This window comes from Aeromonas sp. SER, from assembly GCF_038739615.1.
Classification (GTDB): Bacteria; Pseudomonadota; Gammaproteobacteria; order Enterobacterales; family Aeromonadaceae; genus Aeromonas; species Aeromonas jandaei.
The window spans coordinates 21863-38802 of sequence record NZ_JBCGFC010000016.1; the positions used below are offsets into that span (position 1 = coordinate 21863).

The 16940-nt window shown below is 55.4% G+C and carries 13 protein-coding genes; 5 read left to right on the top strand and 8 right to left on the bottom strand.

Going from position 1 to position 16940, the window contains the following annotated elements; genetic code table 11:
- Positions 1–41 precede the first annotated feature (41 nt).
- Positions 42–1115 carry a quinolinate synthase NadA gene (nadA, locus tag AAHA41_RS19340; protein WP_323070809.1) on the bottom strand — a complete coding sequence of 358 codons (1074 nt, stop codon included), beginning with the start codon at positions 1113–1115 and terminating at the stop codon, positions 42–44.
- 142 nt (positions 1116–1257) lie between these two features.
- On the opposite strand from nadA, the gene AAHA41_RS19345 reads away from it, so the two are divergent.
- On the top strand, positions 1258–3363 hold the full coding sequence (locus AAHA41_RS19345; RefSeq protein WP_323070810.1) for a methyl-accepting chemotaxis protein: 2106 nt from the start codon (positions 1258–1260) through the stop codon (positions 3361–3363).
- A 56-nt stretch (positions 3364–3419) separates the two neighbouring features.
- Here AAHA41_RS19345 and AAHA41_RS19350 read toward each other — a convergent pair whose 3' ends face one another.
- The gene (locus AAHA41_RS19350; protein WP_323070811.1) at positions 3420–3875 is read right to left on the bottom strand and encodes an NfeD family protein; all 456 of its coding nucleotides are present in this window, start codon (positions 3873–3875) and stop codon (positions 3420–3422) included.
- Positions 3872–4792: an SPFH domain-containing protein gene (locus AAHA41_RS19355; RefSeq protein ID WP_041210247.1), complete on the bottom strand. Its 921-nt coding sequence runs from the start codon at positions 4790–4792 to the stop codon at positions 3872–3874. Before AAHA41_RS19355 ends, AAHA41_RS19350 begins: the two co-directional genes overlap by 4 nt.
- A 198-nt stretch (positions 4793–4990) precedes the next feature.
- On the opposite strand from AAHA41_RS19355, the gene cysG reads away from it, so the two are divergent.
- The 4 genes from cysG (at position 4991) to cysC (ending at position 9645) form a co-directional block, all read left to right on the top strand.
- Positions 4991–6439: a siroheme synthase CysG gene (cysG, locus tag AAHA41_RS19360; RefSeq protein ID WP_323070812.1), complete on the top strand. Its 1449-nt coding sequence runs from the start codon at positions 4991–4993 to the stop codon at positions 6437–6439.
- Between the two features lie 65 nt (positions 6440–6504).
- Positions 6505–7443, top strand: a complete 939-nt coding sequence (cysD, locus tag AAHA41_RS19365) for a sulfate adenylyltransferase subunit CysD (RefSeq protein WP_203977854.1) — start codon at positions 6505–6507, stop codon at positions 7441–7443.
- A 12-nt stretch (positions 7444–7455) separates the two neighbouring features.
- Positions 7456–8883, top strand: coding sequence for a sulfate adenylyltransferase subunit CysN (gene cysN / locus AAHA41_RS19370; protein ID WP_323070813.1), 1428 nt, complete (start codon positions 7456–7458; stop codon positions 8881–8883).
- A gap of 171 nt (positions 8884–9054) precedes the next feature.
- The gene (cysC, locus tag AAHA41_RS19375) at positions 9055–9645 is read left to right on the top strand and encodes an adenylyl-sulfate kinase (protein WP_323070814.1); all 591 of its coding nucleotides are present in this window, start codon (positions 9055–9057) and stop codon (positions 9643–9645) included.
- Between the two features lie 550 nt (positions 9646–10195).
- On the opposite strand, the gene AAHA41_RS19380 is transcribed toward cysC, so the two are convergent.
- The 5 genes from AAHA41_RS19380 to AAHA41_RS19400 form a co-directional block, all read right to left on the bottom strand.
- Positions 10196–10813, bottom strand: a complete 618-nt coding sequence (locus AAHA41_RS19380; protein ID WP_323070815.1) for a hypothetical protein — start codon at positions 10811–10813, stop codon at positions 10196–10198.
- A gap of 152 nt (positions 10814–10965) precedes the next feature.
- A complete protein-coding gene (locus AAHA41_RS19385) occupies positions 10966–12228 on the bottom strand; it encodes an HNH endonuclease (protein WP_342697335.1) in 1263 nt (420 codons plus the stop codon).
- Between the two features lie 148 nt (positions 12229–12376).
- The gene (locus AAHA41_RS19390; RefSeq protein WP_323071542.1) at positions 12377–13285 is read right to left on the bottom strand and encodes a hypothetical protein; all 909 of its coding nucleotides are present in this window, start codon (positions 13283–13285) and stop codon (positions 12377–12379) included.
- 791 nt (positions 13286–14076) lie between these two features.
- A complete protein-coding gene (locus AAHA41_RS19395) occupies positions 14077–15705 on the bottom strand; it encodes a PAS domain-containing methyl-accepting chemotaxis protein (RefSeq protein WP_323071540.1) in 1629 nt (542 codons plus the stop codon).
- Positions 15706–15975: 270 nt separating this feature from the next.
- Entirely contained in the window at positions 15976–16848 is an 873-nt protein-coding gene (locus AAHA41_RS19400) for a TIGR03899 family protein (protein WP_323070543.1), read from the bottom strand.
- Positions 16849–16940 lie beyond the last annotated feature (92 nt).

Here is a 16940-nt window from a genome sequence, read left to right on the forward strand (position 1 = left end):
GCTCCCGCGGGAGCCCTCTTTGCATCTCGTTATCCCGGCAATCAGGCGTTGCCCTGGGTTTTCAGCTTGAGTTCGGCGGCGAAATTGAGCATGCGGTCGAGCGGGATGAGGGCTTTTACCCGCAGCGCTTCATCGACATGGATCTCGTGGCGCTCGGCTCCATCGGTGAGCGCCTCCTTGATCGCCACCAGACCATTCATCGCCATCCAGGGGCAGTGGGCACAACTGCGGCAGGTGGCACCATCACCACCGGTCGGGGCTTCCACCATCTCTTTCTCCGGACAAGCCTGCTGCATCTTGTAGAAGATGCCCCGGTCGGTCGCCACGATCAGCTTCTGCTGGGGCAGCTCTTTGGCTGCCTTGATCAGCTGGCTGGTGGAGCCGACCGCATCGGCCAGCTCGATTACCGAAGCGGGGGATTCCGGGTGAACCAGCACGGCGGCGTCCGGATTCTGCTCTTTCAGCTCGCGCAGGGCGCGGGCCTTGAACTCGTCGTGGACGATGCAGTGGCCCTGCCAGCGCAGCATCTGGGCGCCGGTTTTCTTCTCGATATAGGCACCCAGATGGCGATCCGGGCCCCAGATGATCTTGTGACCCAGACTGTCGAGGTGTTCGACAATCTCGAGCGCGATGCTGGAGGTAACGACCCAGTCAGCCTGCGCTTTGACCGCAGCCGAGGTATTGGCGTAGACCACCACGGTATGATCCGGGTTGGCATCGCAGAACGCGGAGAACTGCTCGATGGGGCAGCCCAGATCGAGCGAGCATTCGGCCTCCAGCGTCGGCATCAGCACCCGCTTGTGGGGGCTCAGGATCTTGGAGGTTTCGCCCATAAAGCGCACCCCGGCGACGATCAGGGTCTGAGCCTCGTGATCGCGGCCAAAACGGGCCATCTCCAGCGAGTCACCAACAAAACCGCCAGTGGCTTCGGCCAGCGCCTGGATCTCGGGATCCGTGTAGTAGTGGGCTACCAGCACCGCCTTGCGCTCCTTGAGCAGTGCCTTTATCTCTGTCGTCAGGGCGGCTCTCTGCTCGGCACTCAGGGGCTGCGGTTTGGCCGGAAAGGGGTAGTCCATTTCGACTACCGGTGGGATACTGCTCAGTGCATTGCTCATTTGCGACTGTTCCATCAACGCTCGGGAAGGCAAAAATTATAACCAGAAGCCGGCTGCAAACCCATCAACAAATCGGGTGAGTGGCAAGTAGGGGAATATACTCAACTTATTCGTTGTTACTCTTGCCATAAGGAGTTGCCGCATGAAACAACGTTCGCTCAAGTTCAAGCTCTTGTGTCTGACCATGGGGCTCTTTCTGCTCACCGGGTTGGCCATGACCTTGCTGCAATCGGCCTCTTTCAGTTCTCTTCGTACCATGGTGATGACCCAGACCAGCGATGCGCTGGAGCAGGAGGTCTCCCACAGCCTGCAGTATCAGGCGGAGCGCTATGCCATCCAGATATCCTCTCTGATGCAGAACTCCTACCAGATCCCCCTGACGGTCACTGCCCAGATTGAAGCGGCCATGGCCAAACCGGAACAACGTCTCTCACGGCCACAGGTGGAGTCGCTGCTCGGCAGCAGCTTGCAACAGGCGAGCGGGATCAGCTCCATCTATGCCCAGTTTGAACCGAACGGCTACGATGGCGAGGATGCCAACTGGGTGGCCGGAGCCAGCCACTCGGTGGCGGGCAAGGGGAGCCTGGAGGTTTACTTCACCAAGGATCAGGGGGGCACAGTTACCCAGCAGCCGATCGATGCGGCTGCCAGCGAGGCCAAATTCGATACATCCGTCAACGAATTTGGCATCCGCAACAGCGAGTGGTATCTCTGTGGCCGCGATACCCGCCAACCCTGCCTGATGGAGCCCTACCTCTACGAGATAAGCCCGGGCAACAAGATGCTGATGACCAGCCTGACCGTGCCCGTTCTTCACGACGGCAAATTTGTCGGTCTGACCGGGGTCGACATGAACCTGCCCATCTTCCAGCAACTGGCCGAAACGCTGGGCAAGAGCCTTTATGACAACAAGGCGGATGTCACCATCGTCAGCAAGATGGGGCTGATTGTTGGCAGCAACCGCTACGCCAACAAACTGGGTCGCCCGCTCAAGGAGGTGGGCCTTGCCCTGCCGACCGGCCAGCGGGTCAGCAGTGACAGTGACTTTATCCTCGAGCAGCCGATCCGGGTTGATGTCGCCAATGCCCAGTGGTGGCTGATGATCAAGGTGCCCAAAGCGCTGGCGCTGAGCAAGGCGCGCAGCATCAGTAACGATCTGGGCGCCCTGCTGCAGGATGCCCAGCAGCAGCAGGTGATGGCCATGGGAGTCATCACGCTGCTGGTGCTTGGCCTGCTGATCTGGTTTATCCAGACCATTACTGCGCCGCTGGCTCTGATCAGCCGTCATGTATCCCATCTCTCCAGCAATGAGGGAGACCTGACCCAGAAGATCGAGATTGATACCCACGCAGAACTGATAGAGCTGGGAAGGCATCTCAACGCTTTCCTTGGCAAGCTGCGCGGTATGGTGCAGAGCAGCAAGGAGATAGGCCAGCAGGTTAACGATCAGGCCAGAGGCATGAAGCAGACTGCCAACACCATGCGCCAGAGTCTGGATGAACAGCATCTGGAGCTGGAGAGCGTGGTCAGTGCCATGCATGAGATGAGCACTACCGCGGTCAGCGTCGCAGGCTATGCCGAGCAGGCTGCCGAGGAGTCGGAGGCTGCGACCCATCACATCAACAGTGCCCAGCAGACCTTGAGCAATGCACGGCAGGAGATCCATACCCTGGTTGAGGATATGCACGAGGCTGACAAGGCGGTGGCACTGGTGGCCCAGCGCAGCGCCAATATCAGCCGGATCCTCGATGTGATCCGTGCCATCGCCGAGCAGACCAACCTGCTGGCTCTGAACGCCGCCATCGAGGCGGCCCGCGCTGGCGACATGGGGCGCGGTTTTGCGGTGGTGGCTGACGAGGTGCGAGCGCTGGCGACCAAGACAAGGGCGTCAACCGACGAGATAGGTCAGTTGATTGGTAGCTTGCAGGCCGAGGTGAACAGTAGCCAGCGCCTGATGAATACCGGCATCGAGCGCTCCAGCTCTACCGTGCAGGGAACCGAGCAGGCATTCGAGGCGCTCAATCTGGTCGTCTCCCAGATCCAGCAGATCCACGACCATATCAGCCAGGTCGCCACGGCTGCTGAACAGCAGAGCGCCGTCAGCGACGACATCAACCAGAACCTGATGCGTATTGGCGACACCGCCAACGTGATTGGTCAGGAGGCCAATGCCAGCCATCAGCTCAGCGAAACGCTGGAGCAAGCGGCAACGGCGCTGGCCAGCCAGCTGGATCGGCTGCGCACTTGATGGTGATGCAAACAAAAGCCCGCGATATCGCGGGCTTTTTTATGGCTTGCTGGCGGTCAGGAGAGCGGTTCAACCAGCAGGATATGGGAGTCAGCTCCTACCACCCTGACTTGGGTGCCTGCCGGCAGTTGCTGGCTGCAGCGCACCGTCCAGACCGTATCGTCCAGATGCACCCGGCTGCTGTCCTGCACGACATCATCGAGCAGGGTCAGCTCACGGCCCAGATAGCTCTGCATCCGCTCGTTGATGGGAGCGGCGGCATCTTTTCCTGAGCGATCCCTATTGTGCTGCCAGCGCCACCAGACCCAAGTGGTGAGCAGGGATTGCAGGGCGAACAGCAGAAGTTGTGCCTGCCAGCCGAAGGGCCAGACCAGCAGCAGCAGGCCCACCTCCAGCGCGGCGATGCCGGTCCAGAGCAGAAAACCCACCGACCCCAGCACCTCGATGGCCAGCAGCACGAAGCCGAGCCCCAGCCAGTGCCAGTGGGTCAGCCCCTCGAACAGGGAGATCATGACTTGCCGCCCTTGCCATCCTTGAACAGCTCGGCCATGCCGGCCACGGCGCCAATCAGGCTGCCCGCTTCCAGCGGCATCATTACCACCTTGCTGTTGGGACCTTCACCGATGCGCGCCAGCGCTTCGGTATATTTCTGGGCCACGAAGTAGTTGATGGCCTGCAGATCCCCTTCGGCGATGGCCTTGGAGACCATGTGGGTCGCCTTGGCTTCCGCTTCGGCAGCCCGCTCCCGCGCTTCGGCGGCGAGGAAGGCGGCCTGACGCTCACCCTCGGCTTTCAGGATCTGGGACTGTTTCTCCCCCTCGGCTTTCAGGATCTTGGACTGGCGCACCCCTTCGGCCTCCAGCACCTCGGCCCGTTTCTGGCGCTCGGCCTTCATCTGGGCGTTCATCGCTTCGACCAGCGCCAGCGGCGGACGTACATCTTTAATCTCGATGCGGGTCACCTTGATGCCCCAAGGGGCGGTGGCGGCATCCATGGTGCGCAGCAGCTTCTCGTTGATGGTGTCGCGCTGGGAGAGCATCTCGTCCAGCTCCATGGCGCCGAGCACGGTACGCATGTTGGTCATGGTGAGGTTGCGTATAGCGCTGGTGAGATCGTTGACCTCGTAGCCCGCTTTGCGGGCATCCACCACCTGCACAAAGCTGATGGCGTCGATGGTGACGTTGGCGTTGTCGCGGGAGATCACCTCTTGTGCCGGGATGTCCAGCACCTGCTCCATCATGATGATCTTGTGGCCGACCCGATCCACATAGGGGATCAGCAGGTTGAGGCCCGGGGTCAGGGTACGGGTGTAGCGGCCGAAGCGCTCGACAGTCCAGTTGAAGCCCTGTGGCACTATCTTGATGCCGGCACTCAGGGTTGCGATGACCAGAAATACAAAAATCCCTAGCACAATCAATGATTCGTTCATCATTAAGCTCCTTATGAAACACAGTCCATAGCCTAGGGTTTGCCCTTTGGCACTACAAGCGACTTTCGCTCTCTTTAGTCAGTAAATGGCTTTGCTAATTACCAAAGTGTCTTAAAAAGCATTTTTTATTATTTTGAGGGATAAGTGGCCCTGCCTATAGTCGCCCCATATTAGTCGTATTCCGAGGGATGGGTCGAAATGGATTATTTGCCGATGTTTGCCAAGTTGGACGGGCGCCCGGTGCTGCTGGTGGGCGGGGGCGAAGTGGCCCTGCGCAAGGCGCGCCTGCTGCTGGCGGCCGGTGCCAGGCTGACCATCGTCTCCCCGGAGCTTGAACCCGAATTCACGGAATTTGCCGGTCGTTTTACCCATCTTGCCGAGCGCTTCACCCCGGCCCATCTGGCAGGCCAGATTTTGGTGGTGGCGGCGACCGACAACCTCGAAGTCAACGCGCTCGTTTACCAAAGCGCCAACCAGCTGAGTCTGTTCGTCAACGTGGTGGATGACCCCAAGCGTTCCAGCTTTATCTTCCCCTCGATCATCGATCGTTCGCCGCTGATGGTGGCTGTCTCCAGCGGCGGTAAGGCGCCGGTGCTGGTGCGCCTGTTGCGCGAGCGGTTGGAGAGCCTGCTGCCGCGCCATCTCGGCGGACTGACCGAGCTCTCCGGCCGGGTGCGTGACAAGGCCAAGCGGGTACTCTCCTCGATTTCCGATCGTCGCCGCTTCTGGGAGCGCGCCTTTGCCTCCAACACCCTCGCCAGCCTGATTGAAAAAGAGGATTGGCAAGGGGCCGAGCAGTGGCTGAGCGATGGCCTCGACCAGGCGAAAAGCGAAGTAGGAGAAGTTGTGCTGGTCGGCGCGGGCCCCGGCGATCCGGGCCTGTTGACCCTCAAGGCATTGCAACAGATTCAACAGGCTGAAGTGGTGCTTTACGACCAGCTGGTCTCCGCCGAGATCCTCGATCTGGTGCGCCGCGATGCCACTCTGGTGTCGGTTGGCAAGAAGGCGGGTGCCCACAGCGTGCCGCAGGAGGAGACCAATCGCCTGCTGGTGGAATACGCCAAGGCGGGCAATCGGGTAGTGCGGCTGAAAGGGGGCGATCCCTTTATGTTTGGCCGGGGTGGCGAGGAGCTGGAAGTGCTGGCCGACGAAGGCATCCCCTTCTCGGTGGTGCCCGGCATCACGGCTGCCGCCGGAGCCACCGCCTATGCCGGCATTCCGCTCACCCACCGTGACTATGCCCAGAGCGCCGTCTTTATTACCGGCCACTGCCAAAAAGAGGGTAAGGAGCCCGACTGGCAGCAGCTCGCTGCCACCAGTCAGACCCTTGTCATCTACATGGGGCTGATGCGCTCCGGGCATATCCAGCAGCAGTTGGTGGATCACGGCCGCAGCCAAGCCACCCCCATCGCCATCATCGAGCGCGGCACCACATCCCGCCAGCGGGTGCTGACCGGCACTCTGGCCGATTTGGCCGAGCTGGCCAAAAAGGCGGTGAGCCCGTCGCTTATCGTCATCGGCGAGGTAGTAGCCCTGCGCGAACGGCTCGCCTGGTTTGGGGAAAAGAGCGGAGAAAAAAGCGGCAAGCAGCTTCGCGCTAACCCGGATCTCGATAGCTGCGACCTCAAGCTGGTGCAGCTGGCCTGAGCGCAAAGAGCTATTTGATGCGGCTGCCGGTGCGGCCGCGCACTGAACCACCCCGCGCCCTGACCATGCGCGTTAGTAATGACCAGAGGACCAACATGGATCGTGAAAGATTGACCCACTTGCAGCAGCTGGAAGCCGAGAGCATCCACATCATCCGCGAGGTGGCTGCCGAATTTGAAAACCCGGTGATGATGTACTCCATCGGCAAGGACTCCTCCGTCATGCTGCATCTGGCCCGCAAGGCCTTCTATCCGGGCAAGATCCCGTTCCCCTTGCTCCACGTCGACACCGACTGGAAGTTCAAGGAGATGATCAAGTTCCGCGACGAAACCGCCAAAAAGTACGGGCTGGATCTGATCGTCCACAAGAACCCGGAAGGGCTCGCCATGGGCATCAACCCCTTCGTGCACGGCAGCGGCAAGCACACCGACATCATGAAGACCGAGGGGCTCAAGCAGGCGCTCAACAAATATGGCTTCGACGCTGCTTTCGGTGGCGCCCGCCGCGATGAGGAGAAGTCCCGCGCCAAGGAGCGGGTCTACTCCTTCCGTGACAAGTCCCACCGCTGGGATCCGAAGAACCAGCGCCCCGAGCTGTGGCGGGTCTACAACAGCCAGGTCAACAAGGGGGAGAGCATCCGGGTGTTCCCTCTCTCCAACTGGACCGAGCTGGACATCTGGCAATACATCTATCTCGAGAACATCGACATAGTGCCGCTCTACTTTGCGGCCCATCGCCCGGTGGTGGAGCGTAACGGCATCAAGATCATGGTGGATGATGAGCGCATGCCGCTCACCGCCGAGGATGAGGTGAAGCAGGAGCTGGTGCGCTTCCGCACCCTCGGCTGCTACCCGCTGACCGGGGCCATCGAATCCGCTGCCACCACCTTGCCGGAAATTATTGAAGAGATGCTGCTCACCACCTCGAGCGAGCGGCAAGGGCGGCTGATTGACCACGATCAGGCCGGCTCCATGGAGCAGAAGAAGCGTCAGGGATATTTCTAAGGAGTCGTCAGCATGAACAGCCATATTCAGACCGCCATTACCGAACAGGGCATCGAAGCCTATCTGCACGCCCAGCAGCACAAGAGTCTGCTGCGCTTTCTCACCTGCGGCAGCGTGGATGACGGCAAGAGCACCCTCATAGGCCGGTTGTTGCACGACTCCCAGCAGATTTATGAAGATCAGCTCAAAGCGCTGGAGTCCGACAGCCAGAAGCTCGGCACCACCGGCGAGAAGCTGGACTTGGCGCTCTTGGTAGACGGCCTGCAAGCGGAGCGCGAGCAGGGCATCACCATCGACGTGGCCTACCGCTATTTCTCCACCGCCAAGCGCAAATTTATCATCTCGGATACACCGGGCCATGAGCAGTACACCCGCAACATGGCCACCGGCGCCTCCACCTGCGATCTGGCCATCATCCTGATCGACGCCCGCAAAGGCGTGCTGGATCAGACCCGCCGTCACAGCTTTATTGCGAGCCTGCTCGGCATCAAGCAGTTCGTGGTGGCGGTCAACAAGATGGATCTGGTGGAGTTCAGTCAGGAGGTGTTCGAGCGCATCAGCGCCGATTACCGCGAGTTCGCCAAGAAGCTCAGCGTCGATACCATCCATATCGTGCCGGTCTCGGCGCTGGACGGTGACAACGTGGTCAACCAGAGCGACAAGCTGGCCTGGTATCAGGGGGAAACCCTGCTCTCCCTGCTTGAAACAGCTGAAGTGGAGCGCGAGCTGGAGCGCCATCCGGTGCGCCTGCCGGTGCAGTATGTGAACCGCCCCAACCTCGATTTTCGCGGCTTCGCGGGCACGCTCGCCTCCGGCATCCTGCGGGTGGGCGACCGGCTTGCTGTGCTGCCGTCGGGCAAGGAGAGCACAGTCACCCGCATCGTCACCTTCGACGGCGATCTGGAGTACGCCCTGCCGGGTCAGGCCATCACCGTCACCTTCGCCGACGAGATCGACATCAGCCGCGGCGACCTGCTGGTGGATGCCGCCAACCGTCCGCAAGTGACCCAGAACCTGCTGGCCCACATCGTCTGGATGGGGGAGGAGTCCCTGCAACCGGGCCGGGTCTACGACGTCAAGCTGGCCACCAAGAAGAGTCGCGGTCAGGTGGAGGCCATCCGCCACCGCATCGAGATCAACAAGCTCGACGAGCTGCCCGCAAGCGAGCTCAAGCTCAACGAAATCGGCTTGTGCGAGCTGAGCCTCACCGACCCGGTGGCATTCGACCCGTATCAGGAGATCCGCGATACCGGCAGCTTTATCCTGATCGACCGGCTGAGCAACGTCACCGTCGGCGCCGGCATGATAGTGGAAGGCTTGGCCGCCAAAGTCGCCAAAGGTCACTACAGCGAGTTTGAAATCGAGCTCAATGCGCTGGTGCGCAAGCACTTCCCCCACTGGCAGGCGCTGACCATCAACAACGACAGCGGTAAGTCATAGCGCCTGGTGCCTCTCCCTTGGGAGAGGCAAATATTCCCTCTCCCTCTGGGAGAGGGTTAGGGTGAGGGGCCTGATCCCGCCGAGGGAAAAGAGGAGGCAGGGAGTGTTCCCTCTCCCTTTGGGAGAGGGTCAGGGTGAGGTGCGGGATTGCGCCGAAAAGAAGGAGTCAGGATGAATAACGTTGTGTGGCACCAGCATGCGGTGAACAAGGCCAGCCGGGCCGAAGCCAAGGGGCAGCGACCGCTGGTGATCTGGTTTACCGGGCTGTCGGGGGCGGGCAAATCGACTCTGGCGGGGGCGCTGGAGCAGGCGCTGGCTGCCGAGGGCAAGCACACCTATCTGCTCGATGGCGACAATGTGCGCCACGGCCTGTGCGGCGATCTCGGTTTCGACTATGCCGCGCGGCAGGAGAATATCCGCCGGGTCGGCGAGGTGGCAAAGCTGATGGTGGATGCGGGCCTGATCGTGCTCACCGCCTTTATCTCGCCGTTTCGTGCCGAGCGGGCGCTGGTGCGCAGTCTCTTGGGTGAAGGGGAGTTTGTCGAGGTCTTTGTCGATGCGCCGCTCGCCATCTGTGAAGAACGCGACCCCAAGGGGCTCTATAAAAAGGCGCGGGCAGGGGAAATTCGCAATTTTACCGGTATCGACTCCGCCTATGAGGCACCGGAGCAGCCGGAGATCCATCTGCTCAACGCCGGCAAACCGGTCGCTGCGCTGGTGGATGAGCTGCTGACCGCCCTGCGACAGGGGAACTACCTGTAGCTGGATCGGAAGAATCTATAACAAGCGCCCGGCAGCTGGCCAGTTGGCCACCACAGGCGCTGCTGGGCTGGTGGCAGCCACTATAAGCAAAAGTTGGGTCATTATCGGAAAACCCATAAATCCAGCTTATAGTGGCACCGGCGAGCCTTGAGCCACCCCAAGGTGGTCGATAGCAACCCCGCAAGAGGATCTTCCGATCCTTGCTTATATCGCGGCTGGGTTATTCGCGATTGTCCGAATACGCTGCGCTATTCGAACCTACGGGCTTTCTGTGTGCAAAAACCTGTTATAAACGCCACGGCATTGGTGACGATTGGTAAAAATAGAAAACCGGAAATCGACTTTGGCCTAACGATAAAATTACCGGCTTAAAAAGCTCGGTTAAAATTCACGATGCGAATTTAACGCAAAAACTTGTTAAACCTGTCGCGTAACGCCGTATTAAGGTGTGAGCAACGCTACCACTGAACCTAACTATACCATCTTAAACACGAAACCCAACGATGACGCTAAAAATGCCAAGCGTTGGGAATCCGTCTTAAACGCTTTGTTATGGCTTGGGGTACGATGTAGTTGCCAGTTCTGATATAACGACTGCTGTACTTTTCGGGTTCGCAGATAAGCTACCAAGGCGCAATCGCCCCATAGCTACGAGGACATCTTCAGATGTCCCCCTAGTAGCACCCCAATCACCAGGGCTTTCATATGCAGAATATCCATGCTCCAACTGAAATACACGCTCCATTTCCTTATAAAAAGAAATATTCAAGTGACACAATGTATCGATCAACTCTTGACCAGAAATTGTATCTATAATTCCGTGAGCCAGTTTGTTTCGATACACACAGCTAAAAGAGAAAAATAAATCTCTTAGCTTGATCATATCAGGGTAGTTTGCAGATAAATGCGAGATAGCCACTGATTGACTCCGATGAGAAGAGGAATCTAATAAATACCAAGCCTTAGCCACCATGCTTTTAATATCTAAGTGTGCTGTATCGACTATTGTTCTCGCTGTTTCGTATTGTACTGAGTTTAAACGTAAGCCAATGAGAAAAACACGTTTTAGATAGCCTTCGACATGGCGATGGATTTTCAGTACATCATCAGAAGAATAAGACGTATAAGACTTATCCAGTACCTTCTTTAAATTTACATTGGATATCATATTTCTTCACTCTGAGCCATAACGCCCAATTAAGGAGTGAGGCACGCTATACTGATGCTTCCGCATACCACCTTAACCACTAAAACCAACGCATAGTAAAAATGCCACGCGTGCCGAATCACTCTTAAACAGTTTGTTAAGGCTCAAACCGTTTAAGAGCTAAAATTGATTGAAACTTCAATTTTCTTCATTTCATTGTTAATGTGTGACTTATACTTCCAACCAACGTTTGGAGAATATTGCGGGAAAACTTTAAATAACACCTCAAGCTCGCTCTCTGTACAATAGCTAATTTCGTCCTTATCGGAATATGGTAAAATGAAAAAGAAACTATAGAATCCTACCTTAAGCTCAGCCATAGCATGGGGAGTGCTTAAACTATCGTTGGTCCTTGTCATAACAATAATTCTTGGTTTACTTACATAGAACTCTGGTGTCATTCTTAAACCTACAAGAGGCAAGCGATGACCTGCATTATTTTCGTTTTTCAACCAATCTAATGTCAATTCTAGTGACTCTAATTCTTCTGTATCTATTACTGATAGTGCTATTTTACACAAAGCCTTATAAAAATAATTATCACTATAATATTCATTTGACTTTAACTTTATCGAACCACTTCCATCCTCATTCATGATCATGTTTTCAGAATAAACCTGAGACAATCCGTCACGATGAAATGCATATCCATTTTGATATTTAATAAAAGGAAAACCTTCTTTAGACTTAACACCATCTATTACTCTAAAAAAGTTAAAATATTCAACTAGAGACTTCTCATACGTCTTACCAAAAAAATGATTACATGTGTCACATTCGTCAGCGCAAATGATATTTTTATTACCAAGACTCTCGGGTATCGCATGAGCTACTTTTTTAAAGGTAGCACCTGTATAAGTGGTCTCTCCACAGAATCTACATTTACGTTCCTTCTTTCTTGCTGGTCCTATTAGAATTCTTAGATCAACTCGTGGGCTAAAAAATCTATAGTTATAAGCTTGTTTTTTAAATGCGCAAAGATCATCACTACTAAGTTTCCCAAGATCGGGAATTGAAAATGAGTTGCTCGATAATACTGCGTCGATAACCATTATTTCATCTATTGTAGAATCAATTTTTTTGCTCAATAAAGCAAAGCCTTCACCACACTCCATTTTAGAGATAGCACTATTCAACTGGTTAATTTGTGGAATATATTTTTCAAACTTCTTAGTATATAGCCTCACTTCCTCCTTCATTTTCATTGTTACATAATGAATTTCACTATCGTAAACAAAACGTTTATTCTTAACTTCAAAGAAAATAGAGTGCAGTTCATAAAGAGCTCCCATACTCTTCTCATTGTTTGCTTCAACTCTAAGTTCAAATCCTCCACTTAGAGTATGAAAATGATACTCCAATTTATCAATCTTCATAATTTCTTATCTCGTATCTTATACCGAGCCTTAACGCCCTGTTAAGGTGTGAGCAACGCAATACCGAAGCTCCCGCATACCACCTTAACCACTAAAACCACCGCATAGTAAAAATGCCACGTGTTGCGAATCACTCTTAAACAGTTTGTTAACTGTTTTTTTTGTGGTGCTGATTCAGGATATAAAGCACAAAAGTAGTTACGCACAATGCAAAAGTAATCGAAACAAATAGATTGGGGGTGAACCAGATCTTCATTACTAGGCTGAACAAAGCTATAAATCCGACCCAAAATGTTGGGAGCAACTCCATGATAAAGTGCCTACGATATTGGCTGTTTTGGAAGAATAAAAAATTCTCGTCAAACCTTTTTATCGACTCAATCAAATAAGGAGAATCCATTGCTTTTTTGTATTGCTGTATTAACTCTCGAGTAACTCTCATATCAACCAGAAGAGCGTGCCAATAGTCTTTATCTGTATTCGTAATAGCATAGCCTCGTCCACCTTGGTCTGCTTCCTCTTTGCTAATGCCAACCATTAACCGCGCTTTCTCTTGGCAATTTTTCATCTCATCTTCGCTGATTTTGATATCTATGAACGCATCCGAATACAACTGATGAATCTGCAAATATGAGTATAAGTTTGATTGCTCAGCACTATCATTGTGATCCTTATAAGGATGTTGACTAGTAACGTTGCTACAAAACCTTTCACTCTGACTTGGCTTACTTATCGGATTTTTTGTACCCGAAACCCGAATTTTCCACTTAGCGATATACTCCGTGCAAAGCCAACCATAATTAGAAAGTAAATACACTAAGCTCACCAACAGCATCATAAATACGAAGTCAAAGTCGATATGCGAAGACCTGATAAAGAACAACGTGAAGGTTACACTTTCCTCTGTATCTGGCGTAGACTTCAAACCAAAAATGATCAAAAGTGAAATTGCACTTAACACTAAAATGTTTCGTTTAACTTTTAGCTCATTGTCCGTAAATGTTGGAGCCACTGGCTCGCCCATGGACTTCTTTGTTAGCTGAGATAAGTCCGTCATACAACCTCAATTGACTATATTGATAAAACAAAAATAGTTAACAATTTATTATACGGAATGTTTCTACATAGAAACATGCGGCTGTTCCACATATCCTGCCAATTTTTTTTGTATCACATCAATGTAGTTATCCATACTTTCAATATGTTTTATCAATGTTTCTTGCATTAACTGTAGGATAAATGGTCTTATTTCCTCCATATCCAATATGGGGCTCCACTAGCATCCATACTGTGTGCAAATACATCTAGTATGTTGGGCCAAAAATTGTATCTCGTATGTTGGGCTAAAAATCGTAGGTTGGTGCTGAACGAAGTGAAGCCCAACGTTTACCGAGGAACGTATCTAAAAGTTTGTGTTCTCGATCGACCCAATCCATCTTTATCCCGCTCTGGTTGAGGTGATCATGCTCGTCTGTTGGGCTTCGCTACGCTCTGTACCAACCTGCAAAAACCACGCTACCGCCCCTGAATTCCAGCCTCCAGTCTGCTGCTTGTTACCTGCGTTTTGGTAATGGCTTGGCTCATGGCTGACTCCTGCGAGAGGCCGCCAAGCGGCTATGTTACCGAATGGGGCTGCGGAAGAAAGTGGATGTGGAAAATTTCCTGAGCAAGATCAACAAACTACTCAGTTACGGGGGCGATATGAATTTTCAACAGATGCGTCCATCAGAGCTGGGGAAAATCGGACGGTGAAGCGGGAGTATCGTCCTCTTGTTGGCGGGCATTAAAAAACCATATGGGCCCTTGGGCCCATATGGTTTTTCTGCGGCGATTGTTTGTGTATCTGGCTTAGCGAACCGGCACCACGCGGGCGGCTGGCATCTCGTAGCGGCTCTGGGTTGCCGGAGCCCCTTTCTGGAACTGGCGTACCAGACGGTTGAGGTCGCTCAGCTGGGTCACCAGCTGGGTGATGCCATGGACGGCGTGCTGGCTGCCGACGCTGGAGTCATCGGCCAGGGTTTTGATGCTGAGCACGTTGCGGTTGATCTCGTCGGTGACGTGGGACTGTTCCAGCACCGCCTGGGCAATCTGGCCGCTGCCGGAGGCAACCTGATGCAGCATGTTGTTGATTTGCTGCAGGATGGTGCCGGTGACCGATGCCTTCTGTTGGCAGCTCTCGGCCAGTTGGCAACCCTTCTCCATCGCCTGCTCAGCCTCGCCGGAGCTGTTCTGCAGTTCGGTGATCATCTTCTGGATTTCGCTGGTAGAGGATTGGGTCTTGATGGCGAGGGAGCGGATCTCGTCGGCGACCACCGAGAAGCCGCGACCCGCTTCACCGGCCCGGGCGGCTTCGATGGCGGCATTGAGGGCCAGCAGGTTGGTCTGGTTGGCGATGTTGTTGATGACATCGAGGATGCCGTCGATATCGCGGCAGTGGCCGACCAGCGCACTGATGACCGTTCTGGAGGTGGTCAGTTCGCTGTTCATGCCGGCGACGGCGGCGACGGTTTCGGTGACGCTGTCGTTGCCGCTCTTGAACAGATCGGCGGTCTCGTCCAGCAGGCTGGAGGAGTCGCTGGAGCTTTGCGATACCTCGCGAATGGACTCGGACATCTCGGTGATGGCGGTCGCTACCTGATTGGTCTCTGCCTGTTGTTGCTGCAGGTTCTCGGTGATGGATTCGGCGTTGCGCAGATCCCCTTCGGCGGCTTGCAGGATCCGGCTGCAGGTCTGCTGGGTACGGGCCAGCACGGCGTTGAACTCGGCCTGATTCATCACCATCGAGAGCTCGATGGCGGCGATGTTGTCCACCTTGTTGGTGTAGAGCAGCTGCATCAGCGGGTTGTCGAAGCGGCTGCGGGCCATCTTGTTGAGCTTGCCGAGGCGACGGGAGAGGGCGTTGAGGGTGATGGCGGCCACGGCCAGCGGAATGGCGGCCAGGGTCAGTTGCCAGCCCACGGTATGGGTGTAGCCAAAGCTGAGGATGGCGACCAGGCTCAGCAGCAGGCAGAGGTTGATGGCCAGAGTGTGGGAGAAGGTCGGCAGTTTCAGCGCCAGCGGCAGCTTGTCATTGCGCAGGTCGGCATAGATCTTCTCGGCCCGCTGTTTGATCTCTTCACTCGGTGCAGAGCGTACCGACTGGTACTCGACGACCCGGCCATTGCCATCCTTGATGGGGGTGACAAAGGCGCTGACCCAGTAGTGGTCGCCATTTTTGCAGCGGTTCTTCACCGGCCCCATCCAGACTTTGCCCTCTTTGATATGGTTCCACAGATCGGCAAAGGCCTGTTTCGGCATGTCCGGGTGGCGCACCAGATTGTGGTGTTGTCCCACCAGTTCGTCGGGAGTGAAGCCTGCAATCTCGCAGAACTCGTCGTTGGCGTAGGTGATACGACTCTCCAGATCCGTGGTGGAGATGAGGCTCTGGTGTTCCGGATAGAGGCGTTCGCGCTGGGTAACCGGTTGATTGACTCTCATGGCGTTGCTCCCGAACTGTGGTGGCTAAAGTTTGATCTACATCAAGAGTGTGTGCAAAGGATGGGCCATGCGCTGTCTTTAATGATTTTTATGTCATTAAAGGGCTGGCGAGCGTGGTTGTGGGGATTTTGTTTTGCAAGTTGCAAAAAATGGGGGCGGTGAGGGGGGGGCGATCTGCATTTTGCACATCATTTTGACGATGAGAGTAATGCAGATCGCCCTATTCGCAATAAGGGAGGGCTTGCCTCCCCGAGGTATTCAGGAACGGGTTCAGGGATGGCTTGCGGGAGTGGGCTCGGTGGTGGAGGGGGGCTGCTCGCTCGGTTGTTGCTGCACCTCTATCTGCATCCCCTGCACCAGCACGGTTTTCAGATCCTGCAGGTACTCATCCAGCGGCGCATCGGTGAGCAGCTGGGCCAGCTCGTTGCCCACCGGGGTGAGCCGGTAGTAGAGCAGGGTGATGTTGTTCTGTTTGCGCTGTAGCCGCCAGCGCTGGTTGCCAAACTCCAGCTCTACCCCATCGGCGGGCAGCGGGCCGGACTCCAGTTCTCCCTTGTGCAGCAGACCCAGCTCGAACAGTTGCAGCAGGGCGCTGTAGGGCAGGCGATATTTGCCGAGCCCCAGCCGGGTTGCCTTGGCGCGGCTCAGCAGGCTGGCTCCCTTGTGCAGCCCCAGCAGCAGGCGCTGCTCGTCACTGCCCGCATAGTGGCAGGTGAGGGAGCAGATGCGCTGGAACAGCTGGGCCTCGCGCTGGGTCATCTCCTTCAGGGTGGAGAGCGCCCGAATGGAGAAGCGACCCGGGGTGGCGATCTCCAGCGCGAAGATGCGCCCCCACAGCTGCTGCATCGGCACCATGCTGATATCTTCCGCCAGTTGCAGGAAGCGGGTCAGCCAGTCGCTGTCCATCTCGCCGCCAGCGGCGGTCTCTTCACAATGACGGGAGGCCATCACCATGATGGCTTCCAGATTGCGCTGGCGGGCGGCCTGATCCGCCAGATGGCGAAAGGTGGCACGCTGTTCGAAGGTGCTGTCGGTGTTGCGGGTGAGCATGCCGTCGATGCCGCGGCTGCGTGCCAGACGCAGAGTCTGCTCCTGACTGCTCAGGATCGAACTCTCTTTCTTGGGGGGGGGCAGATCGGCCATGCTGACTCCATTCGCACTGGTGCAGGAGGTGAATGTTACTCCAAGCCAGGTTTGAAGATAACAAAGCGGCCTCCGTGGAGGCCGCTTTTTTT